This window comes from Gilliamella sp. W8136 (assembly GCF_016101285.1).
GTDB classification, from domain to species: domain Bacteria; phylum Pseudomonadota; class Gammaproteobacteria; order Enterobacterales; family Orbaceae; genus Gilliamella; species Gilliamella apicola_N.
On record NZ_JACFQU010000013.1, the window covers coordinates 1 to 21,212 of the forward strand.

17 protein-coding genes and 1 riboswitch are annotated in these 21,212 nt (G+C 34.7%); of the genes, 2 read left to right on the top strand and 15 right to left on the bottom strand.

Annotated elements, in window-relative coordinates:
* From H3T96_RS09650 to queD, 4 genes are all read right to left on the bottom strand, one after another.
* Window positions 1–839, bottom strand: an 839-nt coding sequence (locus H3T96_RS09650) for a phage late control D family protein (protein WP_186279186.1), incomplete at its 3' end; no start/stop codon positions are given.
* A 1,152-nt stretch (window positions 840–1,991) separates the two neighbouring features.
* Window positions 1,992–3,080 (bottom strand): DUF1176 domain-containing protein, encoded by a 1,089-nt coding sequence (locus tag H3T96_RS09655; protein WP_186279187.1) that lies wholly within the window; start codon window positions 3,078–3,080, stop codon window positions 1,992–1,994.
* Between the two features lie 110 nt (window positions 3,081–3,190).
* Window positions 3,191–3,805, bottom strand: coding sequence for a 7-carboxy-7-deazaguanine synthase QueE (locus H3T96_RS09660; protein ID WP_144090953.1), 615 nt, complete (start codon window positions 3,803–3,805; stop codon window positions 3,191–3,193).
* The gene (gene queD / locus H3T96_RS09665) at window positions 3,802–4,230 is read right to left on the bottom strand and encodes a 6-carboxytetrahydropterin synthase QueD (RefSeq protein WP_144090955.1); all 429 of its coding nucleotides are present in this window, start codon (window positions 4,228–4,230) and stop codon (window positions 3,802–3,804) included. The genes H3T96_RS09660 and queD overlap by 4 nt, the downstream gene beginning before the upstream one ends.
* Window positions 4,231–4,233: 3 nt before the next feature.
* Window positions 4,234–4,279, bottom strand: a riboswitch (PreQ1 riboswitch).
* A gap of 285 nt (window positions 4,280–4,564) precedes the next feature.
* Here queD and clpB point away from each other — a divergent pair.
* Entirely contained in the window at window positions 4,565–7,135 is a 2,571-nt protein-coding gene (gene clpB / locus H3T96_RS09670; protein WP_086326918.1) for an ATP-dependent chaperone ClpB, read from the top strand.
* 63 nt (window positions 7,136–7,198) lie between these two features.
* Here clpB and H3T96_RS14850 read toward each other — a convergent pair whose 3' ends face one another.
* The 4 genes from H3T96_RS14850 to H3T96_RS09690 form a co-directional block, all read right to left on the bottom strand.
* Window positions 7,199–7,585 carry an IS3 family transposase gene (locus H3T96_RS14850; protein ID WP_255519017.1) on the bottom strand — a complete coding sequence of 129 codons (387 nt, stop codon included), beginning with the start codon at window positions 7,583–7,585 and terminating at the stop codon, window positions 7,199–7,201.
* 87 nt (window positions 7,586–7,672) lie between these two features.
* The gene (locus H3T96_RS09680) at window positions 7,673–7,810 is read right to left on the bottom strand and encodes a DeoR family transcriptional regulator (RefSeq protein ID WP_144090956.1); all 138 of its coding nucleotides are present in this window, start codon (window positions 7,808–7,810) and stop codon (window positions 7,673–7,675) included.
* Window positions 7,800–8,936, bottom strand: coding sequence for a hypothetical protein (locus H3T96_RS09685; RefSeq protein WP_144090958.1), 1,137 nt, complete (start codon window positions 8,934–8,936; stop codon window positions 7,800–7,802). The genes H3T96_RS09680 and H3T96_RS09685 overlap by 11 nt, the downstream gene beginning before the upstream one ends.
* Window positions 8,937–9,280: 344 nt before the next feature.
* On the bottom strand, window positions 9,281–9,820 hold the full coding sequence (locus H3T96_RS09690; protein ID WP_144090960.1) for a methylated-DNA--[protein]-cysteine S-methyltransferase: 540 nt from the start codon (window positions 9,818–9,820) through the stop codon (window positions 9,281–9,283).
* A 173-nt stretch (window positions 9,821–9,993) separates the two neighbouring features.
* Here H3T96_RS09690 and H3T96_RS09695 point away from each other — a divergent pair, with 173 nt between their 5' ends.
* Complete coding sequence (locus tag H3T96_RS09695) at window positions 9,994–11,280, top strand: MFS transporter (RefSeq protein ID WP_216355837.1); 1,287 nt, start codon at window positions 9,994–9,996, stop codon at window positions 11,278–11,280.
* A gap of 63 nt (window positions 11,281–11,343) precedes the next feature.
* On the opposite strand, the gene H3T96_RS09700 is transcribed toward H3T96_RS09695, so the two are convergent.
* From H3T96_RS09700 to htpG, 7 genes are all read right to left on the bottom strand, one after another.
* Window positions 11,344–12,114, bottom strand: a complete 771-nt coding sequence (locus tag H3T96_RS09700) for a histidine phosphatase family protein (protein WP_172398430.1) — start codon at window positions 12,112–12,114, stop codon at window positions 11,344–11,346.
* A gap of 15 nt (window positions 12,115–12,129) precedes the next feature.
* Window positions 12,130–13,470, bottom strand: a complete 1,341-nt coding sequence (locus H3T96_RS09705; RefSeq protein ID WP_144090962.1) for an OprD family outer membrane porin — start codon at window positions 13,468–13,470, stop codon at window positions 12,130–12,132.
* A gap of 162 nt (window positions 13,471–13,632) precedes the next feature.
* Entirely contained in the window at window positions 13,633–14,460 is an 828-nt protein-coding gene (locus tag H3T96_RS09710) for a histidine phosphatase family protein (protein ID WP_144090964.1), read from the bottom strand.
* Between the two features lie 82 nt (window positions 14,461–14,542).
* Window positions 14,543–15,934: a glycoside hydrolase family 1 protein gene (locus tag H3T96_RS09715; RefSeq protein ID WP_144090966.1), complete on the bottom strand. Its 1,392-nt coding sequence runs from the start codon at window positions 15,932–15,934 to the stop codon at window positions 14,543–14,545.
* 3 nt (window positions 15,935–15,937) lie between these two features.
* A complete protein-coding gene (locus H3T96_RS09720; RefSeq protein ID WP_144090968.1) occupies window positions 15,938–17,842 on the bottom strand; it encodes a beta-glucoside-specific PTS transporter subunit IIABC in 1,905 nt (634 codons plus the stop codon).
* Between the two features lie 204 nt (window positions 17,843–18,046).
* On the bottom strand, window positions 18,047–18,889 hold the full coding sequence (gene licT / locus H3T96_RS09725) for a BglG family transcription antiterminator LicT (protein ID WP_144090969.1): 843 nt from the start codon (window positions 18,887–18,889) through the stop codon (window positions 18,047–18,049).
* A gap of 201 nt (window positions 18,890–19,090) precedes the next feature.
* Entirely contained in the window at window positions 19,091–20,968 is a 1,878-nt protein-coding gene (gene htpG / locus H3T96_RS09730) for a molecular chaperone HtpG (RefSeq protein WP_144090971.1), read from the bottom strand.
* Window positions 20,969–21,212: the final 244 nt, after the last annotated feature.

The window sequence follows — 21,212 nt, forward strand, 5'->3', positions numbered from 1 at the left end:
TGCTCATAATCACTGATGACCATCACATCACAGTTGTGTTCACCATGCGTTTCAAATCGGAAATAGACCCCCACATCAGCAAGCAATCTTTGAATAAATTCAAGGTCACTCTCCTGCCACTGGGTGATAAATTCACGTTCAGGGTATTGCTCTTTAAGTGCTAGACGATAATCAATCCCTGTATAACCATGACCGCGCAAGACCTCTTCAACGACGCTGATAACGCTTTGATTCTGAAAAATAGCACAGTTATGACTTAATGCCAGTTTGGCTAATTGCGAGGATAAGACAATTTGATAACGGGCTTCATCGTTACTGACTGATAATTGACTGAACTGGGTTATCACACCATAAAGAGTGCGTGAACCGTCTTGAGATAATAGTGAATTTAACGGATTAAGCGGATTAAACTGGGTTAAAGAGTTAAGTGAATCAAGTGGATTGGATTGTTTAAGTTTATCTAACTGTTTTAATGGCTCAGACTGTTTTAATGCATCTAATGGATTAGAAGAGGTTAAGGAATTAAGTGCATTAAGTCCTTGAGTTGCAAAATCGCTTAAACTGCTAGAATTAGCGGGGTTAAAACTCAAACGGGCATTTTGATTAAGAAATGACTCAACAGAAAGTTGTTTATCCGAGCTGGTGAAAGTAATTGTATAGTGCCAAGGCTGATTAAGTTGCTCATTACCCTCAACCTGTAGGATTGAAACCTCAGCAGATAAACCATCAATATTTAACGTATAACGATTATGACCGACTCCGTTAACTAAACCTTGCTTTAAACCCCGACTTAAACCATTACCCAATTGATTCACCAAATTGGTTAATCCTTTATCCATGCTATCCTCAATATATTTCATGTATATAGCAAATACAACTTTGTTTTACTGAACTATTTATTTATTATTATTTTTATCTGACCTGTTAATAATTATTATAAAAATTGCCAATAGTCAGTAAGGTGTTAAAAATTAGTCAGATCTAAAAATAATCTAAAAAAGAATATAAAATACACTGTTTAGGGTATTTTGCAACCTTTTTTTAAAAATTTTTAAATTCAAATTAGATGGATAACTTACTGATATTATTAATTATATTAATAAAATATCATTAAAAATTTGTTACTTAAACATGATCAAAAAAGGATTAGTAGAATTTGGCTTTTGCAGATTTTTTATTGAGTATTTTGCACCGAATTTTTATTAAGATTTGTAACTAAAAAATCATTTTTACTCAAACATACCCATAACCTGAAACTTTTTGACAAACATAACCGACTGCACAATTACCGAAAAATACTGATAAACAATAAATAAAATTTTAATGTAATTGAATCTTTGGATTAACGTTAATTTAAAAAATTAATTATATTAATAATTTATAATTTATTTTGTAAAAAATATTCAGGAGTGTATACCGTTTCATCATAAAGACACAATAATTCTAAATATGAATTACAATGATAAAAATAATTTGAATTTATGCATTCTTTATAACTATTTCGTTCAGTGTTTTTTTTAATCGTTAATCCTAAAAATTCATTTTACTGAAGCATACCCATAACCTGAAACTTTTTGACAAACATAACCGACTGCACAATTACTGAAAAATACTGATAAATAATAAATAAGATTTTAATGTGATTGAATCATTGATTAACTTTACTTTAATAAATTAATTATATTAATAATTTATAATTAATTTTGTAAAAAATATTCAGGAGTCTATACCGTTTTACTTTTTATTAATATCTGAATTTAATTTTAAGAATCGATAGGTTGATAAAAGACTTGTAAGGTGTTCATATTTTATGATGCAGTCTCAATACCATTTAGAAGTGAATGCCGTATGATAAATAACTCGCCATATATATAATTATCTTGTTTATAAGGTGAAATCCAAATCAAATATTAGGTGTAGACATAAAATTAAAATGGGATAGGGTTATGAATATTTTTTGCAAATTAAACCTAATATTAATTAATTTATGTCTATTTAGTTACAACTCGTGTAACTAAAATCGGTAGTCTCCATGTTCCACCAAGAAACCCGTTACATGAGCCAGTGGTGTTTTTTGCAGAAGGTACGAATTTACGCCCGTTCCATGTGAGTTCTTCATATATCCAACAGTCACCTAATCCTCGCATTTTACGGTCGCTTTTTATAACACCATTATTATATTCAGGAAATACATTGGTTACTACAAACTCAATTTTTTTATTGTTTATTTTTTCCTTAGGAATAACCCAATAAGCATCACTAAAATTATAAGCACCTCTTAAACACGAAGCTTTTAATAAATCGTTATTCTTATCTAATTTGTATAGATAAAAATGCGGTTTAAAGTTATCTTCTTCATCATCTAAATCATAAGAAAAACAGTCAGCTTCTTTTTCGTCACTATAGCGTGTTTTAAATTCAGGAAAAATTGCTATTACTTCGTCTAATGTTAGTTTTTTACTTTCATCGGACTTAATTACAGTACCTTTTTTTATGACCGGAGCAGGTATTGGCTTATAAACATGATTTTCGCTTTTCTTACCTGATTTTATTATTGCACCAATTGTACCGATACGGCCTTGTACTTCATCCATTTTTAACATTACCGCATTATAGCCTATATCAAATAACTCCCAATATCTGTCGCCTTGCTTGAAAAAAATTTCATTATCAGTTTTTTTTAATACTCTAAGGAGTGCGCTTAATTGATGAGGTTTTAATTGATAAATAGAATTGGGTTTCTTTATTAGTGTACCCAAGTCTTTATTATTAATAACTAGGCTGATTGGGTGATTCTTTAGTATTTGCTCTTTTTTGTCATCGTCTTCATATTTATAAGATTCGTATTTAAAATAACCACCAGTAATAGGTTGATTTGCACCAGCTTTGCGCTCGAGTAGAATTGATATATGACTATCACCATCATCTAACTCTCTACCAAAACCTGCCACACGACAAGTCAAGGTATTATCACAAACCATTTCCCAATTTATATAGTAAAACTCAACTGCCGTATTGGCATATGCGTAATGAACCAATGTGAATAAAAAAAATAATCCGACTAAAATACGATTAAACATAAACATCACCCAAAGAATATTGGACAATAATAAAGCTAAACAATTAAAATTTAAAGCATAATTTATAGATTGAATTGATTTTTTTATATTTGGCAGTTAATTAAAAAAGGTTACTCTATATTTGCAAACTTGTGCGTTTGAATACTGAGTAGCCACTTGTTGTCGTTGCGGTTTTGGTTAATCTTGCCAAGTAATTCAATTGTTTCAAACATATTAAATTCACCATTTTTTTCGCAAGGGGAAAGATAATAACGTTTTGCTTGAATATTTTGTTCAATATATTGGCAAAAAGGAAGAAAGTCCGCATGGTTTTCGGCAACAATTCGCACTTCACTTGCAGTTGGTTGTATGATTTTTTGATACCGTGCTTGATAGCAGAATTTAGGGCTAAGGGCGATATAGTCAATTAGAGGATCGACTTTACCTAATCCATTACTTTCAATAGCAATATAGTAACCAGCCTGTTTTAGTGGTAAAAGTAACTCTGGTAGCGCTTTAACCATAGTTGGTTCACCACCAGTAATAATGATGTTTTTGCTCGTATATTGTTTAACTTTCGTCAATAACTGCTCTAATGTAAAATGGGTGTATTGGCGAAAGTTAGTATCGCACCAAACGCAATTTAAATTACAACCAGCAAAACGAATAAAAATAGCAGGCATGCCTGTATTGTAACCTTCGCCCTGTAATGATTCGAAGATTTCAACAATGCGAAATTCTGTCATTTTTCGCTCCGATGATACTCACAGTATGACGTTGGGGTTTCCCAGAGTTTGATCATTGAGATGGGTAAATATTGTGACAGACAATCAAAAATAAATTTACTCATACCTTCGGCAGTTGTACGACAAGGAAAGGCGAAGATTTTGCGATTCATCTCTTTTAATAATGAAGCAATACGGCACTCATTTGGATTATTTTGATTATATAGATAAGCATGATCGAGAGGATCAACAATATGCTGTTTCACTATTGCTTTTAAATCAGCATAATCCATCACCATATCAGCGCTAGAACCGTTATCTATTAGATCCCCTTTAATTTCGACTAATAAGCGATAAGTATGACCGTGCAGGTTGTGACATTTTTTGTTATGCCCGTCTAACATATGACAAGCATCGAATTGAAATTCTTTAGCAATTTTGAACATGTATGATTCCTAGTTTTTTTTCGTGGGATGGATTACGAACCACGGTTAGACCACCTAACAAAATAGAGCGGCTAATATAATGGATTAATGCTTAATTGTCATCTTACAATTGTTATTCCGAGCAATATTTATTACACTAACGGTGTAAAATTGAACGTTTATATTTTGCTTATTTCAACAACAGAATATAAATTAATTTTATTGTCGATTTTTTGTAAAAAATTTTCATAAAAAACTCTTGAAATTTATCTTTCCACACTCATTTAGTAACCATGCAAATGGTTTATCTGCTTAAAGCATTTAAGCCAAATCTATTGCTCAGGAGATAGTTAATATGAGGTTAGATAAACTCACTAATAAATTCCAACAAGCTTTAGCTGATGCACAATCATTAGCATTAGGTAAAGATAATCAATATATAGAACCAGTCCATGTTTTATCCGCTATGCTTAACCAAGAAGGTAGCAGTGTCAAGCCTTTACTGGCAGCGGCTGGTGCTAATGTAGCAATGTTACAGCAAGAATTAAATCAAGCTATTGATCGATTGCCACAAGTACAAGGCGTGGGTGGTGAAGTTATTCCATCACAAGAATTTGTCCGCGTTTTAAATCTTTGTGACAAATTAGCACAAAAAAATGGCGATAGTTATATCTCGTCTGAACTCTTTATCTTAGCGGCTTTAGACGAAAAGGGTAGTCTTAGTGATATTCTTAAAAAATCAGGGATCACAAAAGACAGATTAAATCAGGCCGTAAGTCAAGTAAGAGGAAGTGATAACGTGAACGATGCCAATGCCGAAGATCAACGTGGTGCGTTGAAAAAATATACCATTGATTTAACCGAGCGTGCTGAACAAGGTAAGCTCGATCCAGTAATTGGGCGTGATGAAGAAATTCGCCGTACAATTCAAGTATTACAACGTCGTACTAAAAATAATCCAGTGTTAATCGGTGAGCCTGGTGTGGGTAAAACCGCAATTGTTGAAGGACTTGCACAACGCATTGTAAACCGTGAAGTACCAGAAGGATTACGTAATAAACGCGTATTGTCTTTAGATATGGGAGCTTTAATTGCTGGCGCTAAATATCGAGGTGAATTTGAAGAACGCTTAAAAGCTGTTTTAAAAGATTTAGCCAAAGAAGAAGGGCGCATTATTTTATTTATTGATGAAATCCATACCATGGTCGGTGCAGGTAAAAGTGATGGCGCAATGGATGCAGGTAATATGTTAAAACCTGCATTGGCCCGCGGTGAATTACATTGTGTTGGCGCAACAACGTTAGATGAATACCGTCAATATATTGAAAAAGATCCCGCTTTAGAGCGTCGATTCCAAAAAGTGTATGTGGCTGAGCCAACTGTTGAAGACACCATTGCTATCTTGCGTGGTTTAAAAGAACGTTATGAATTACATCACCATGTACAAATTACCGATCCGGCAATTGTGGCGGCAGCAACGTTATCGCATCGTTATATTTCCGATCGTATGCTTCCTGATAAAGCCATTGACTTAATTGATGAAGCTGCATCGAGTATTCGTATGCAAATGGATTCAAAACCTGAATCATTAGATCGACTTGAACGCCGTATTATTCAGCTTAAACTTGAGCAACAAGCGCTTAAAAAAGAGTCTGATGATGCGAGTAAAAAACGACTAGAGATGCTAAACGATGAACTTGCTGAGAAAGAAAAAGAGTATGCGTCACTTGAAGAAGAGTGGAAGTCAGAGAAGGCTGCTGTTTCTGGTACTCAGACAATCAAAGCTGAGTTGGAAAAAGCACGAACTGAAATAGAACAAGCTCGCCGTGCTGGTGATCTTAATAAAATGTCAGAGCTTCAATATGGCAAAATACCAGAACTTGAGAAAAGACTCGCATCAGCAACACAGCTTGAAGGCAAGACGATGAAGTTATTGCGTAATAAAGTCACCGATAACGAGATTGCCGAAGTATTATCTAAAGCAACCGGTATTCCTGTTTCAAGAATGCTGGAAAGTGAAAAAGATAAATTATTACATATGGAAGATGCGTTACATAAACGTGTGATTGGTCAAGACGAAGCCGTTGTTGCGGTAGCCAATGCGATTCGTCGTAGTCGAGCAGGATTGTCTGATCCAAATAAACCAATTGGCTCTTTCTTGTTTTTGGGGCCAACGGGTGTTGGTAAAACTGAACTTTGTAAAGCTTTGGCTAACTTTATGTTTGATAGCGAAGATGCAATGGTCAGAATCGATATGTCCGAATTTATGGAAAAGCACTCAGTAGCACGTTTAATTGGTGCGCCTCCGGGATATGTAGGATATGAAGAGGGCGGTTATTTGACTGAAGCCGTAAGACGTCGTCCTTATTCAGTCATTTTGTTGGATGAAGTTGAAAAAGCACATCCGGATGTCTTTAATATTTTATTACAAGTATTAGATGATGGACGCTTAACCGATGGACAAGGGCGTACGGTTGATTTTCGTAATACCGTTATTATCATGACATCTAATTTAGGTTCAGATTTGATTCAAGGTCAAATTGAGTTAAGCTATGATGAAATGAAAGCGTTAGTAATGACGGTTGTAACTAAACACTTTAGACCAGAATTCATTAATCGTATTGATGAAACGGTGGTATTCCATCCACTTGGTCAAGAAAATATCAAAGCGATTGCGAAAATTCAATTAGCGCACGTTGAAAAACGCTTAGATGAACGTGGTTACCAATTGGATATTTCTGATGCTGCGTTAGAACAACTTGCTAAAGTTGGTTTCGATCCAATTTATGGTGCAAGACCGTTAAAACGAGCAATACAACAAGAGATTGAAAATCCATTAGCGCAACAAATATTATCTGGTAAGTTAGTTCCAGGTAAAACCATTCATCTTGATTTACAAGGTGATGAAATTGTAGCTAAACAGTAATATTCATATCACTTGAAAAAACGACCTTAATATGAAGTGACCCCCAATAGTTGGACACTTTTATTAAGCGGCTTGTAAGGCCTGATTTCGATATTCAACCGGAGTCAGGCCTTTTAATTTGGCTTTAATCCGTTTGGTGTTGTAGTATTCTATATAGGTTTGATCAAAAACCATATTAAGTATTTGATTTACAGTCTCAGAACCCATAGTACTGCCAGTTTGCGGGTTTATTTTACCGCCAAGTAATATCAATTCGCGATTAGTGCGACTACTGAGTAATGATGCTATTTGCGGTAAATTGGTGACAATGGTTAATTCTAGGTCACTAGGGATATATTCTGCCATGGCTAAATAAGTGGAACCTGCATCAATAAAAATACACGTGTTCGCTTTGATTAACTCAGCACAATGCTTGGCGATGGATGACTTTTCGGCAACACTTTGTGTCATTCTTGTTTCAAAGCTTGCTGATTGTTTTAAATGACTGACTGCACCACCGTATACTCTTTTGCAGATTCCATCTTGCGCCCGTTTTTGTTAATCTCGACGAATGGTATGCTCTGAAACACCCAGTAATTTAATCAAATCAGCGCTTACGACTCTTCCATTTTCGTTTAACAACTGGTGAATATAAGATTGTCGTTGTTTAGGAATTGCATCGTAATCAATCATCATCTATAACTCCATCGACTAATTTACCTTTATCCCAAGCCATATTCTTGTGATATATATTGTCTTCGCCTATATAGTGTGGATTTTCAAAATCGATATTATTTCGTTTTAATAAGCAGGCATTGTATTCATTTTCGGTACATTGACGGCTTACGTTAGTATTAAAATGATGTGTCTGGCATTGATTTTTTTTATGAATATAGTGTTTATTCCTATAGTGATAAACACTATCAATTTGGATCATAATTTTTTGCTCATTTTCGTCATAATCATAACATTTTTTTGTGCCAGTTGCTGATTTGTCTTTGTTGTTGAAGTAGAGGTCACTTCCCCACAAGTTTGTCGCTTTGAACTTACCTTTGTCATTGAGATAATAGTCATAGTTATCGCCCAATCTGGCATAAGAATGATACTTTTTAATGGCTAAATCAGGTTCACCATCAAAGTTAATATCTTGCATGATAATACTGTTAAATTTGTTGTAACTGTAATTCAAATTTTGTATTTGTTGCAGTAGTTTATGATTTTTTTTATTGTAAACATTAATACCAACTAACTTAATTTTATCGTTTTTCTGCTTTGACAAAACGGCCGTAAAATAGAGCTTGTCTAGAGATTCTAATTGCAATAACTCAATCTGATTAAATTCTGTATTGGGTTGGTCGTTGATTACCAATTGTTTGTGTAATACTACGGAGTATTGTTGATGATTTTTTCCATCGAACCAATAACCATTTAATGTTTCAGGCAAAAATTTTTGGTCTTCAGCTTGTCCAATGTGCATGTTAATAAATTTAAAATAGTGACTTGAATCTTTAACTTTTATTTTATGCGCAATATTATCGAGATAGATATCTTGATTATCATATAAAACTAAACAGTTAGGATGATCGTCTTCAGTACATGAGCGAATATATTCACATTCAGCAGATAAAATATTAAGTTGTAGTTCAGGATCATTTTGATAAACCCAAACCCCTTTATTAACCTGATGTTTATTAACTTCATTTAATGAGGTTTCTAAATATAACCTAATTGGGTTGTCAGCAATGTAACCTTTATAAACATAAATAGAACTTAATGCAGGGAAAGATAGTATTAATAATAAGCTGAGCAGTAAATTTCTCATTTTATTCGGTTATTGATTGATTATTCTATTTTTTAACTATGCCCCAGTATAATGTCTTAAGTGATTTTGTACAGATAAATTCAAAGGTTAAATGTTAATGGTGATAGCCTAAGTCATACTCATCACGTTTATTGTTCTGATTATTATCTGTTATATCTCTATTAATGGATGTTAACTATTGTTAATACTCACTTAACTCGAATCCTAAATAATTTTTTATATCTAACACTTTATTTATATCCTTAAATATCTAATCCGCAATAAGCCATGTTTTTAGCAATTTTAGCTAAACTGATTGATTATCTTATGTTAGTAAAATAGTTCAGACTAATCTTTTTAATTAGTTAAAGTGCGGTTCCTCTTGTTGGAATAACAAATTGAGAAGTATCTATATTTTCTAATTTAAGTAAGGCAATTTTTTTATCAATTCCGCCTGCATACCCAGTCAAATTACCTTTAGCCCCAATGACCCGATGACACGGAATGATGATTGATATTGGATTATGACCAACTGCTCCACCAACAGCTTGGCTTGACATGCTTGCGGTATTGGTTTTTTGCATGATCTGTTTTGCGATGTCGCCATAGGTAATCACTTGACCATAAGGAATTTGGCATAAAATATCCCAAACTAAATGTCGAAAAGGAGTACCCTGTGGCGCTAAGGGTAGTGTTTCAATAGTCGGTTTTTTACCATTAAAGTAGTCGTCAAGCCACAACTTAGTCTTGTTAAAGATGGGTAGATTGGGTTGATATTGTTTTTGGGCATCTACGATTTGCCCAAAATATTTTTGACCTTCGATCCAAACCCCAACCAATTTATTTTGCTGACTAGCAAGCGTGATTAATCCCATTGGTGAATAATAGGTGTCTAGATAAAACATAGCTATCCTTATTAGGTAAATTATTAGGTAAAGGTGCACAAATTCTATTATAGCGACTTCTTATATTATGCCTATGGTTATTACTTTTTTTATTGAATATGTAAAAAGTATTAACTCTGACTATAATGTCTTTAACGACTTTTAAAATAACAATAATGTTGAAAGGATGGATTATGGATTCAAACACTAAACCTGCTAACTCGATGTCTCGTGTTGCTTTAGCCAGTTTTATCGGCACAGCGATTGAGTTTTATGACTTTTATATTTATGCAACAGCCGCTGCCTTAGTTATTGGACCGGTATTTTTCCCTGACAGTTCGCCATCTGCTCAGGCGTTACAATCTTTTGCTACTTTTGGTATAGCCTTTGTTGCCCGTCCAATTGGCGCCATTTTATTTGGGCACTTTGGTGACAAAATAGGGCGTAAGTCTACCTTGGTGTTTTCTCTTATATTAATGGGTGTGGCAACGGCCGGAATTGGATTATTACCTAGCTATAATGCTATTGGTTTTTGGGCGCCGTTTTTACTGTGTATTTTAAGACTTGCACAAGGATTAGGGCTGGGTGGTGAGTGGGGTGGGGCAGCATTGCTGGCAACTGAAAATGCTCCACAAAATAAGCGAGCATTGTTTGGCATGTTTCCTCAGTTAGGACCATCGATTGGTTTTTTATTATCTAATGGTGTGTTTTTGTTGGTCACTTTATCACTCTCCAATGAACAATTTTTACAATGGGGATGGCGAATTCCGTTTTTATTAAGTGCAGTATTGGTGATTATTGGTTTATATGTGCGTTTAAAATTGGTTGAAAGTCCCATTTTTGCCAACGCATTGCGCAGCAAACAGCAAGTTAAAGTTCCTGCGTTTAACATCTTTGTTCATCATTGGAAAGCTTTGGCGTTAGGTTCATTTTCAATGGTAGGTTGTTATACTTTATTTTATATAACTACTGCATTTTTATTGCAATATGGTACTAAATATCTGGGTATTGCTAAAGGTCATTTTTTAGGTTTTTTATGTGTTGCCATTGTCTTTATGGCGATAGCGACTCCAATTTCTGCACGCTTAAGTGATAAATATGGGCGTAAACCTGTGCTTGTTATTGGCTTGTTATTCGTCGCATTATCAGGCACAGTTATGACGCAGTTTATGGCAAGTGGTTCAGAATTATTGGTCTTGATCTATTTATCTCTTGAGCTGTTTTTAATGGGGGTGGTGTTTGCTCCTATGGGAGCTTTTTTGCCCGAAATCTTTCCAACCAATGTCCGTTATACGGGGTCTTCGGCCGCTTACAGTATTGGCGGTATTTTAGGGGCGTCTATTGCACCTATTATAGCCAATTATTTGGTAGCAAATGGTGATTTATCTTGGGTGGGGTATTATGTTGCCGTTGCTTCAATCATCAGTATTTGTGCAACATTACTCATAAAAGAGACTTTAAACAGTGACTTTACTCAATAATGATTAAAAATAAAAAGACTCACCAAGGTGAGTCTTTTTTTTGGTATTTAGTTCTTGTTACAATTATTTGCCAAGCGCTTTACCTTTTTCGACATAACTCATATCGCCCAAGCTTTCGACAATAAATTTACCGTCATCAGTATAACGAATTTTAGTAACACTTGCGTTACCTAATCCACCTTTGACCGGGGTATCAAGCCATTCTTCAACCATGGCTGTGATCGCCATACCGTGTGATACCACTAGTACATCACCACCACCATTAGCTTTGGCTGATTCAGCAATTACTTTTAACGCAGTTTGCATACGGGTTTTTACTGTTTTGTAGTCTTCTGCTTCACCTGATTTTTCAACAGCAGCAATTGCATCCATAATTTTGTTTAATCTGATTTTACCTTTTCCAAAATCTTCCATTAATTCTTTATGGCTTGGATAACCTAAATGTTTACCTGCTGGTCCCCACATATTAGGATCAAGGTCACCTTCATATACACCAAAGCATGTTTCACGAAGTGCTTCCATTTCATTAACGGGTAGTGATTGACCTTTTGAATCTAAAACAATGCGAGCGGTTTGGCGTGCACGACCTAAATCGCTTGAGTAAGCAGCAATAAAGTTCACATCTTTTAGACCACGTCCAAGTTGCTCGGCAACTTCGATTCCTGGTTTGGTTAATGGAGTATCTGACCAACCTTGTGCGCGGTGAACGTTATTGAACATGGTTTTACCATGGCGAGTTACATATAAATTCACATCCGCAGCAAATGTTTGAGCAATTGAAGCGGAAAAAATTACAGATAAGCTGACAAGCTTAATAAATTTTTTGATTTTCATAGTTTCGTCCTTTTGTTATAACAAATTAAATCGATAATCAATAACGGTTTCTGCAGATAATGATGGTGAACGCTGAGCACGACCATCTCTTAATTTTGGTGTAATGTCTTTACTGCTCAAAGTTTTATAAGACCAACCATAACCAAATTTTGCCAGAACCGATAGATTTTTAAATGTTCCACTGGATGGTTTCCAGAGGTTAAACACGTTGATTTCTCCATTTTTTAGGGTTTCATGTTTATAGTTAAATTCACCATAGTTTAGGAATAGACCTGTGGTGTTATCTTTAAAGAAATCATAACTTAATATGCTTGATAATACTACTTCTCCATCACGCATATAGTCAGCACCCGTAGCCGCCATACCGTTATAACGTCCACGATTGTTTTTACCTAGGTGACGTCCATAATAACCGATAGCGCCTTTACGATTAGCATCGGTATAAGCAATACCAAACTTGGCACTCCATTTTGGTTCTTTCCACTCAATATCCGCGCCATAATGCCAAGCCGAATCATCAAAATCGCGAACATTTGCTTTCATTTTGTCATGATTTTTAAGGGCAGTACTGCCGTAAATTTGTGAACCTAAGATAAGCTTATCCATTGGTTTATAAGAAAATTCAATCGCATGACGTTTAATATAATCTTTGGCTTCACCATATGAGTAATCAAGAGTGAGGGTTTTGTCTTTATAGGCAATACCAGCTGTTTTGATGTTATCAATTACGTGCTTTCTGTCTAAACTATAAAAATGCACTTTTTGGGATGATTCACGAGGAAAGGCGCTGTCAATATAGGCTAATGATAACGCTAAATTAGAGTATTTAACTACACCACTGTAACCTAAATAACTATAACGAGTTAAATGCTGTGATGAACTCATGACACCCATATCTTTTAAAGTATGCCAACCAGCTTTGCCATTAAAATTCACTTGTTCATTGCCTAATTTGATTTTTGCATAGCGTTGAGTAAATTTATTAAAACCATGGGCATTGTGTTTATTCGGTTTTTTACCAACGTTATAGAGTAAATTACGAGTAGCAAAGTAGTCACTTGCACCAAGTTTTATTACGTTGTCATAAGTGAAGTCAAAACCAAGTGTATCGAACAAATAACCAGATTTATAATTGAATGTAAATGCTTGTCCCCATGCACTATGGACTTCTTTAGGTTGGGATGCATTTTCTTTTAAATATTTCCAGTGGTTACGTGTTGAAAATTCAAATTTACTATCTTTAAAAAATGTTTCATCAGATAGGGATTTGGGTTCATAATGATGGGATGATTCACTAGCTAATACGGCATAACTGTTTATGCTCAATAGCGCCAATGTTAGATATTTTATTTTCATTGTCGTTTTCCTAACTGTTTATCCTAATTTAATAAATGTTTGGTATTTATGGGTTTTTTACTTTTACTAAACATTTAGGCTTTGTCTGCAAAAGCAGTATCGTCCTATCTTTCCACTTTAATTATTTTTTTAGTGATTGATTATTTCCTCCATCCTTATTACTTATTTATTCAAGGATAATTTACCTAAATCCACATACTCCATATTGCCAATTTCAACGACACTGTATTTACCATTTTGGTAAACGATTTTAACGACTGTTGCATTGGATAATGGTTTGTTTTTAATTGGATCATCGGTGAGATCGGAAATCATGGCTTGCATTGACATGCCAGATGAAATCGCCAAAATATTTTTTTGATGTTTTTCTTGTGCTGTTTTTATAATGGTATTGAGTGCATTTTGAGTACGCTCTTTAACTTGTTCAAAGTTTTCCGCTTCATGTTTAGGATCACTTTTCGCAATTGCATCGGTAAGTGCTGCCACTGGAATTTGACCTTCTACATAGCTTTTATAAAAGTTATTAACTGATTTATAGCCAAGTGACTTCATTGAAGCAGAAACCATTTTTGCGTTGGTACCGCCTTCAAACCCTCCATAAAAGACTTCACGTAATCCTTTGAGTTCTTGAATTTGGTAATCTTTGACACCTTTTTGTTGTAATAGTACTTGCATGGTTTCACGTTGACGCCCCGCATCGCTGGTGTAGTAGGCATCAAATTGGATTTGCTTATCTTTAAATCCTTGCCCTAAATAACGCGCAACTTCAATCCCTTTATCGGTTAATGGCGAATCCGCCCAACCTTGTACTAAATCATAAGTATTAAATAAAGTTTTACCGTGACGTGCAAAATAGATGGTAATCTCTTCATTATGAGTGTTTTCGTTATTCACAGTCGCTTTATTTGATTGGTTGCTGCACCCAGTTGTAAACGCTGTTATAACTAGTAGTCCTGCGGTTAATGCTATTTTTATTGTTTTATTTTTCATAATTAGCTCGTATGGCATTAAATTATTGGTCTGTTTGATCAATTAGCAGGTAAGGATAATTAATCACTTACCTGCATCATTATTATTTCAAGTTCGCCCCTCTGGATGAAATTACTGATTTATACCAATAAAAACTTTTCTTTTTATAACGCGTTAAAGTGCCCGTTCCATCTTGATTTAAATCGACATAGATAAATCCATAACGTTTAGTTACTTCCGCTTTTGAAGCACTGATTAAGTCAATTGGCCCCCAACTGGTATAGCCCATCACTTCAACACCGTCATTGATTGCCTCGCGCACTTGTACTAGGTGATCGTTCATATAATTAATACGGTAATCATCATTGATGGTGCCATCAGCTTCTAATTTGTCTTTAGCGCCTAGACCATTTTCAACAATAAATAACGGTTTTTGGAAACGCTCATAGAGCATATTAAGTAGATAACGGATGCCGATCGGATCGATTTGCCAACCCCATTCCGATGCTTTTAGATATGGATTTGGCACCATATCTAAGATATTACCTTTTTGGCGTAAAGAATCATCAGCGGTACCACAGCAGCTCATATAGTAACTAAATGAGATAAAATCGATGGTTTCTTTTAGATCTTCACGATCTTGATCCGTAATTTCTAACTCAATATTGTTCTCTTTAAAATAACGAGTCATATAAGTAGGATAATAACCACGAGCTTGCACATCACCAAAGAATAACCAGCCATGATTTTCTTGTAAGGTTGCCCAAACATCTTCAGGTTTTGGCGTGAGTGGATAAGCTAGTGCACCTAGTAACATATTGCCGATTTTGGCATCAGGAATAATTTGATGACACAATTTTACAGCTTGGCTACTCGCAACAAGTTGATGATGAATCGCTTGATAAATTTGTGCTTTGGTACTGTTTCTATCAAGACCAACACCTGTAAATGGCTCATGTAGAGACATATTAATTTCATTGAACGTTAACCAATGTTTTACTTTATCTTTATAGCGTTCAAAGACTGTTTTAGCATAACGGGTGAAGAATTCAATTACCTTTCGATCACCCCAACCGCCATACTGAGTGACTAAATAATAGGGCATTTCATAGTGAGATAATGTGACCAATGGCGTGATGTTATGTTTGAGCATTTCATCAAATAATTTGTCATAAAAAGCAAGACCTGCTTCATTTGGTTCCAATTCATCACCGTTCGGGAAAATACGCGTCCATGCAATGGATGTACGTAGGCAGGTAAAACCCATTTCAGCAAATAAAGAGATGTCTTCTGGGTAGCGATGATAAAAATCGATCGCGCGATCTTTAATACTAGTAATATCGTTTTTATTACGGTCTACAATGTCGCCAAATAAGCCATTTGGCGTACAATCCGATGTGGATAAGCCTTTACCGCCTTCTCGGTATGCGCCTTCAACTTGGTTGGCAGCAATTGCGCCGCCCCATAAAAAATCACTAGGAAATAGTTTAGACATGTATTACTCCTTATTTTCGGATTTGTTTAATGCTAGTAATGCATCGCCAGCTTGAATATCATCTTGCATAAAAATAGTTTGCACATCTTTATAGTCATCACTGTTAGTTATGATTATTGGGGTAGTGACTTCAAATCCAGCTTGTTTAATGGCATCAATATCAAAGCTGACTAACAGATCGCCTTTTTTAACTTTACTACCTGCTTCAACATGTGCTTCAAAATGTTGTCCATCTAATTTAACGGTGTCGATACCGATATGGATGAGTATTTCTGCACCTGAATGAGTTACAAATCCAATAGCATGTTTGGTTCTAAATAGAGATACCACTTCACCGTCTTCTGGCGCTAATGCTTGACCAATTGTTGGGATGATTGCCGAACCTTTACCCATTAGTTCACCAGCAAAAGTAGGATCATTAACTTGAGTTAATGGAATCACTTTACCTGTCATTGGGCTTGAAATAGTGATAGTTTCGACTTGTTTAACTTCATCGGTTTGTTTTTTATCTTCATTGTTTTGCGGTTGATTTTCATCGGTTGCTTTTTTATCTTTTGGTATACCAAACAGGTAAGTTACCGTTGTAGAAACACCGAATGAAATGAGAGAACCAAATACCACCGCATAGAATTTTTCATTAATTCCTGTTGGAGGAATTAATTGTAAGAATGAGAAAATACTAATAAAACTGAACGAATAGATAACCGAATGGTAATAACCAACAATACCACCGCCAATCATTGCTGAGATACAGCCGATCACAAATGGGCGTTTTAATGGTAAGTTAATTCCATAGATAGCCGGTTCTGTTACACCAAAAATGCCTGATAATACCGACGAACTGGCTAACGCTTTCATTTGTGGGTCTTTACTGCGTAACATGACCGCTAATACTGCACCGACTTGTGCAAATACTGCAGGGAACAAGATAGGCATCATAAAATCTTCGTTGTAAACGTTAAAATTGTTCATCGCGAATGGTACCATCCCCCAATGAATGCCAAAAATAACCATCACTTGCCAAAGTCCGGCTAAAATCATCGATGCAATTACCGAGTTAAGTTGATAAACGTAGATGATACCATCAGCCACAATATTACTTAAAAATGCTACAACAGGACCAATGACGGCAAACGTTAATGGTACGGTAATGATGATACCAAGCAATGGGGCAATGAATTTTTTAAATGAATCATGCATGATCTTGTTAAAATTACGTTCCAATAACGAATAGAACCAGCTAGCAATGATGATAGGGAACACTGATGATTTGTAAGGAATTAATTTAACAGGTATCATAAATAATGAAGTTTGTAGTTCAAATGCATCACCTAGCATGCCAACAATATTGGGATGAACTAATGCTCCACCTAATGCCATACCAACGTAGGGATTTCCCCCAAACTTTTTAACAGCTGAAAAACCTAAAATGACCGGTAAATAGTAAAATGGCGCATCGGCAATTGCGAACAAGTAGTTATAAGTTTGAGAATCTGCATTGACAATCTCTAATACTTGCAATAAAGCGATTACTCCCTTAAAAATACCTCCAGCGACAATTACAACTAACGCTGGAATAAAAATACCGGAAACTAAATCAATTAGTTTTGAAAAGAATCCCATTTTTTGATCAGGGGCAGTATTGGTTATATGATTTTCATTAAGATTGGTTAATTGCATTATGTCACTGAATACATCGGCAACATGATTGCCAATGACTACTTGAAATTGTCCACCGCTTTTTACTACAGTAATCACACCTTTTTGTTTTTTGAGTGATTCTGCATCAGCTTTACTGTCATCATTTAATACAAAACGTAAACGAGTAGCACAATGAACTAGACTTGTGATATTGTCTTTTCCACCAACTTTATTAATGATTGATTCGGCAAGTTCTTTGTTTTTCATTCCTTATCCTTATTTGTTTAACGCTTAAATAGCGCAAAAAAAAACCTAGATCTCTTATTACCAAGAGATCTAGGTTTTGCTTGCATAGTAATAATTTACTATGCAATGACAATCCAGTAAATGAGATATTTAGGTTAGCATAATTTTTTATGGTATGGTATGTCTTCTCAGACTGTGATTAATAAATTGTGATATATCTCACATTTATGATTTTTTTAATTCAGTTCTCAACCGTTCTATATGAATAGTTAAGTATAAACTTTCATCATCCGTAAGAGGGTGTTGATATTGTTGAATCAGATGTAAATCAATTTGTTTAGTGCATAAGTAAGCTTGATCATATTTTTGGCGAACAATTTCATACAGGGAAGAATCTTGTTGCGTTTGTGTTCCTTTACTTAATATTCGTTGCGCAAAAAATTTTAAATGTGTTACAAATCGTTGATAAGAGAGGCAATCTTCGTCATATTCAATGCGGAAATGATATTTAACAATATTAAGTATTTCGCGCATGATTTTGGTCATATTGACAATATTGGGCATGGTGCCATTTAGTTGTGCATTAATAATATGAAAGGTAATAAAGCCCGCTTCATCTTCCGGTAGTTCTATTCCAAGGCGTTTTTTTATGACGGATAATGCATAAAGACCAATTTGGAACTCTTTCGGATAGAATTTTTTGATTTCCCATAAAAAGCCATTAGGAATATCAAATCCTTGTTTGTGGCGTTCAATAGCAAAATGGATGTGATCAGTGAGTGAAATATAAATACTGTCTTGCAGTTTACTTTCCATAAATTCTTTAGCATGATTGATTATAATTTGAGAAGTGGTTAACACCTCCAATGGAATTTCAGAAAGTAATTCATTAAATTTAGGTAATATATCTTTATTATCTAACGAAAATTGTTTTTCAATCAGATTGATGTCGATTAAATCCCCTTCACGTTTTTTAAAACCAATACCTCGCCCGGTAAGGATTAACTCTTTTCCTTTATCATCCAGTGTAACAATTACATTATTATTTAATATTTTATGAACTTTCATTGAATTAAGGTTAATTTTTAAATTTTTTTATTATGAATTGCTAAATGAAAATGAAAAGCAGAAAATTAAAAAAGTGTGATTAATATCAAACTTTTGCCAGAATTTAGTTGCCAATAAATTCTTTTTCTATCAATGAACCAAAGTACCTATAAAAAAGCCCCGATTAAGTCAATCTTATCGGGGCGCAATTTTATGTTTTATTTATTCTTGTGCTAATAACTTATTCATAGTTTGAATAAATTTACTTGGATCACTTAATGAACCTTTTTCAGCAAGTAATGCTTGATCAAGTAATAACTCAACCCAATCAGTGAACTCACTTTCTTCTTGAGTATCTGCTATACGTTTCACCAGTTTATGATCTGGATTAATTTCAAACGTATATTTGATATCAGGTGCTTTTTGTCCAGCAGCAGCAAACAATTTGGCCATCTGTGTGCTCATTTCATCCGCTGCGGTTGTGACAACAGCAGGTGTGTTAGTTAAACGATGAGTTATTTTAACTTCCTTAACTTTATCACCTAATACTGTTTTGACTCTTTCAATAAATGGCTCAAGTTCTTTTTCAACTTGTTTTTGTTCTTCACTATCTTGATCAGCCAGTTTTTCAATAGATTCATCTGATTTACTTACTGATTGGAATTGTTTGCCATCAAATTCAGTTAAGTTGCTCATCATCCATTCATCAATACGATCGGATAATAACAATACTTCAATACCTTTTTTACGGAATAGCTCTAAGTGAGGGCTGTAATTTGCAGCACCATAGCTGTCTGCTGTAATGTAGTAAATCTTTTCTTGACCGTCTTGCATACGGCTGATGTAATCTTCTAACGATACAGTTTGTGCATCACTATCCGTGTGGGTTGAAGCAAAACGTAATAATTTAGCTATCGCTTCACGGTTAGCAAAGTCTTCACCTGTCCCTTCTTTTAATACTAAACCAAATTCACCCCAGAACTGTTGATATTGTTCTTTATCATCTTTGGCTAATTTTTCAAGCATTTGTAGTACGCGTTTAGTACACGCGTTACGTAAACTTTGGGTAATTTTATTATCTTGTAGAATTTCACGCGATACATTTAATGGAAGATCATTTGAATCAATTAAACCTTTCACAAAACGTAAATAGTTTGGCATGAATTGTTCCGCATCATCCATAATAAATACACGTTGAACATATAATTTTAATCCGTGTTTATTATCACGATTCCACATATCCCACGGTGCTTTAGCTGGAATATACAGTAAACTGGTATACTCTTGTTTACCTTCAACTCGGTTATGGCTCCAACTTAATGGATCAGCATAATCATGTGATAGGTGTTTATAAAATTCTTTATACTCTTCATCAGTGATATCAGATTTACTACGTGTCCAAAGTGCTTGAGCTTTATTAACTTTTTCCCATTTGACTTCTTTACTTTCTTCATCGGTAGTTTGCACTTCAACAGGTAATGAAATGTGATCAGAATATTTGCTGATAATGGAACGTAGACGCCAATCATCTAAAAACTCTTTTTCATCTTCTTTCAAATGTAAAGTGATTTCGGTACCGCGAGTTTCTTTATTATCATCTGAAATGGTATATTCACCTTCTCCCGCTGATTCCCACATAACGGCTTGGTCAGCTTTGGCGGTTGCTGCACGGGTTCTCACTGTAACTTTGTCGGCAACAATAAAGGCAGAGTAAAAACCAACCCCGAATTGACCGATTAATTGGCTATCTTTAGCTTGATCGCTTCCAATGGATTCTAAAAATGCTTTAGTGCCTGATTTTGCAATGGTTCCTAAGTTTTCAATGACTTCATCACGTGTCATACCAATACCATTATCAGAAATTGATAGGGTACCTGCTTCTTTATTTACCCAAATGCGCACACCAAGTTCGCCGTCACCTGCATATAAATCTGGGTTTTCTAATGCTTTGAAACGAAGTTTATCGGCTGCATCAGATGCATTGGAAATTAACTCTCTTAAAAAGATTTCTTTATTGGAATATAAAGAATGGATCATTAAATGTAGAATTTGTTTAACTTCAGATTGAAATCCACGAGTTTCAGTGCCTTGCTTACTCATTGACTAGTTCCTCTACTATATTTAGTTAATTCAATTCACGCTATCTGCTGCATAACGTTATTATCGACAAAACTATATGATTTTTATCGATTTATTATGCAGCTTTAGTCGTTAATATTTACTGAATAATATTAATATAATGGTTTGATTTATTGTTGTATTGCTATATGGGAATAAAAAATAGGATTTCAATACAAGTTAGTAAAATTTATTAATTGTTTGTCTGTTTTTTGTTAAATAAGGG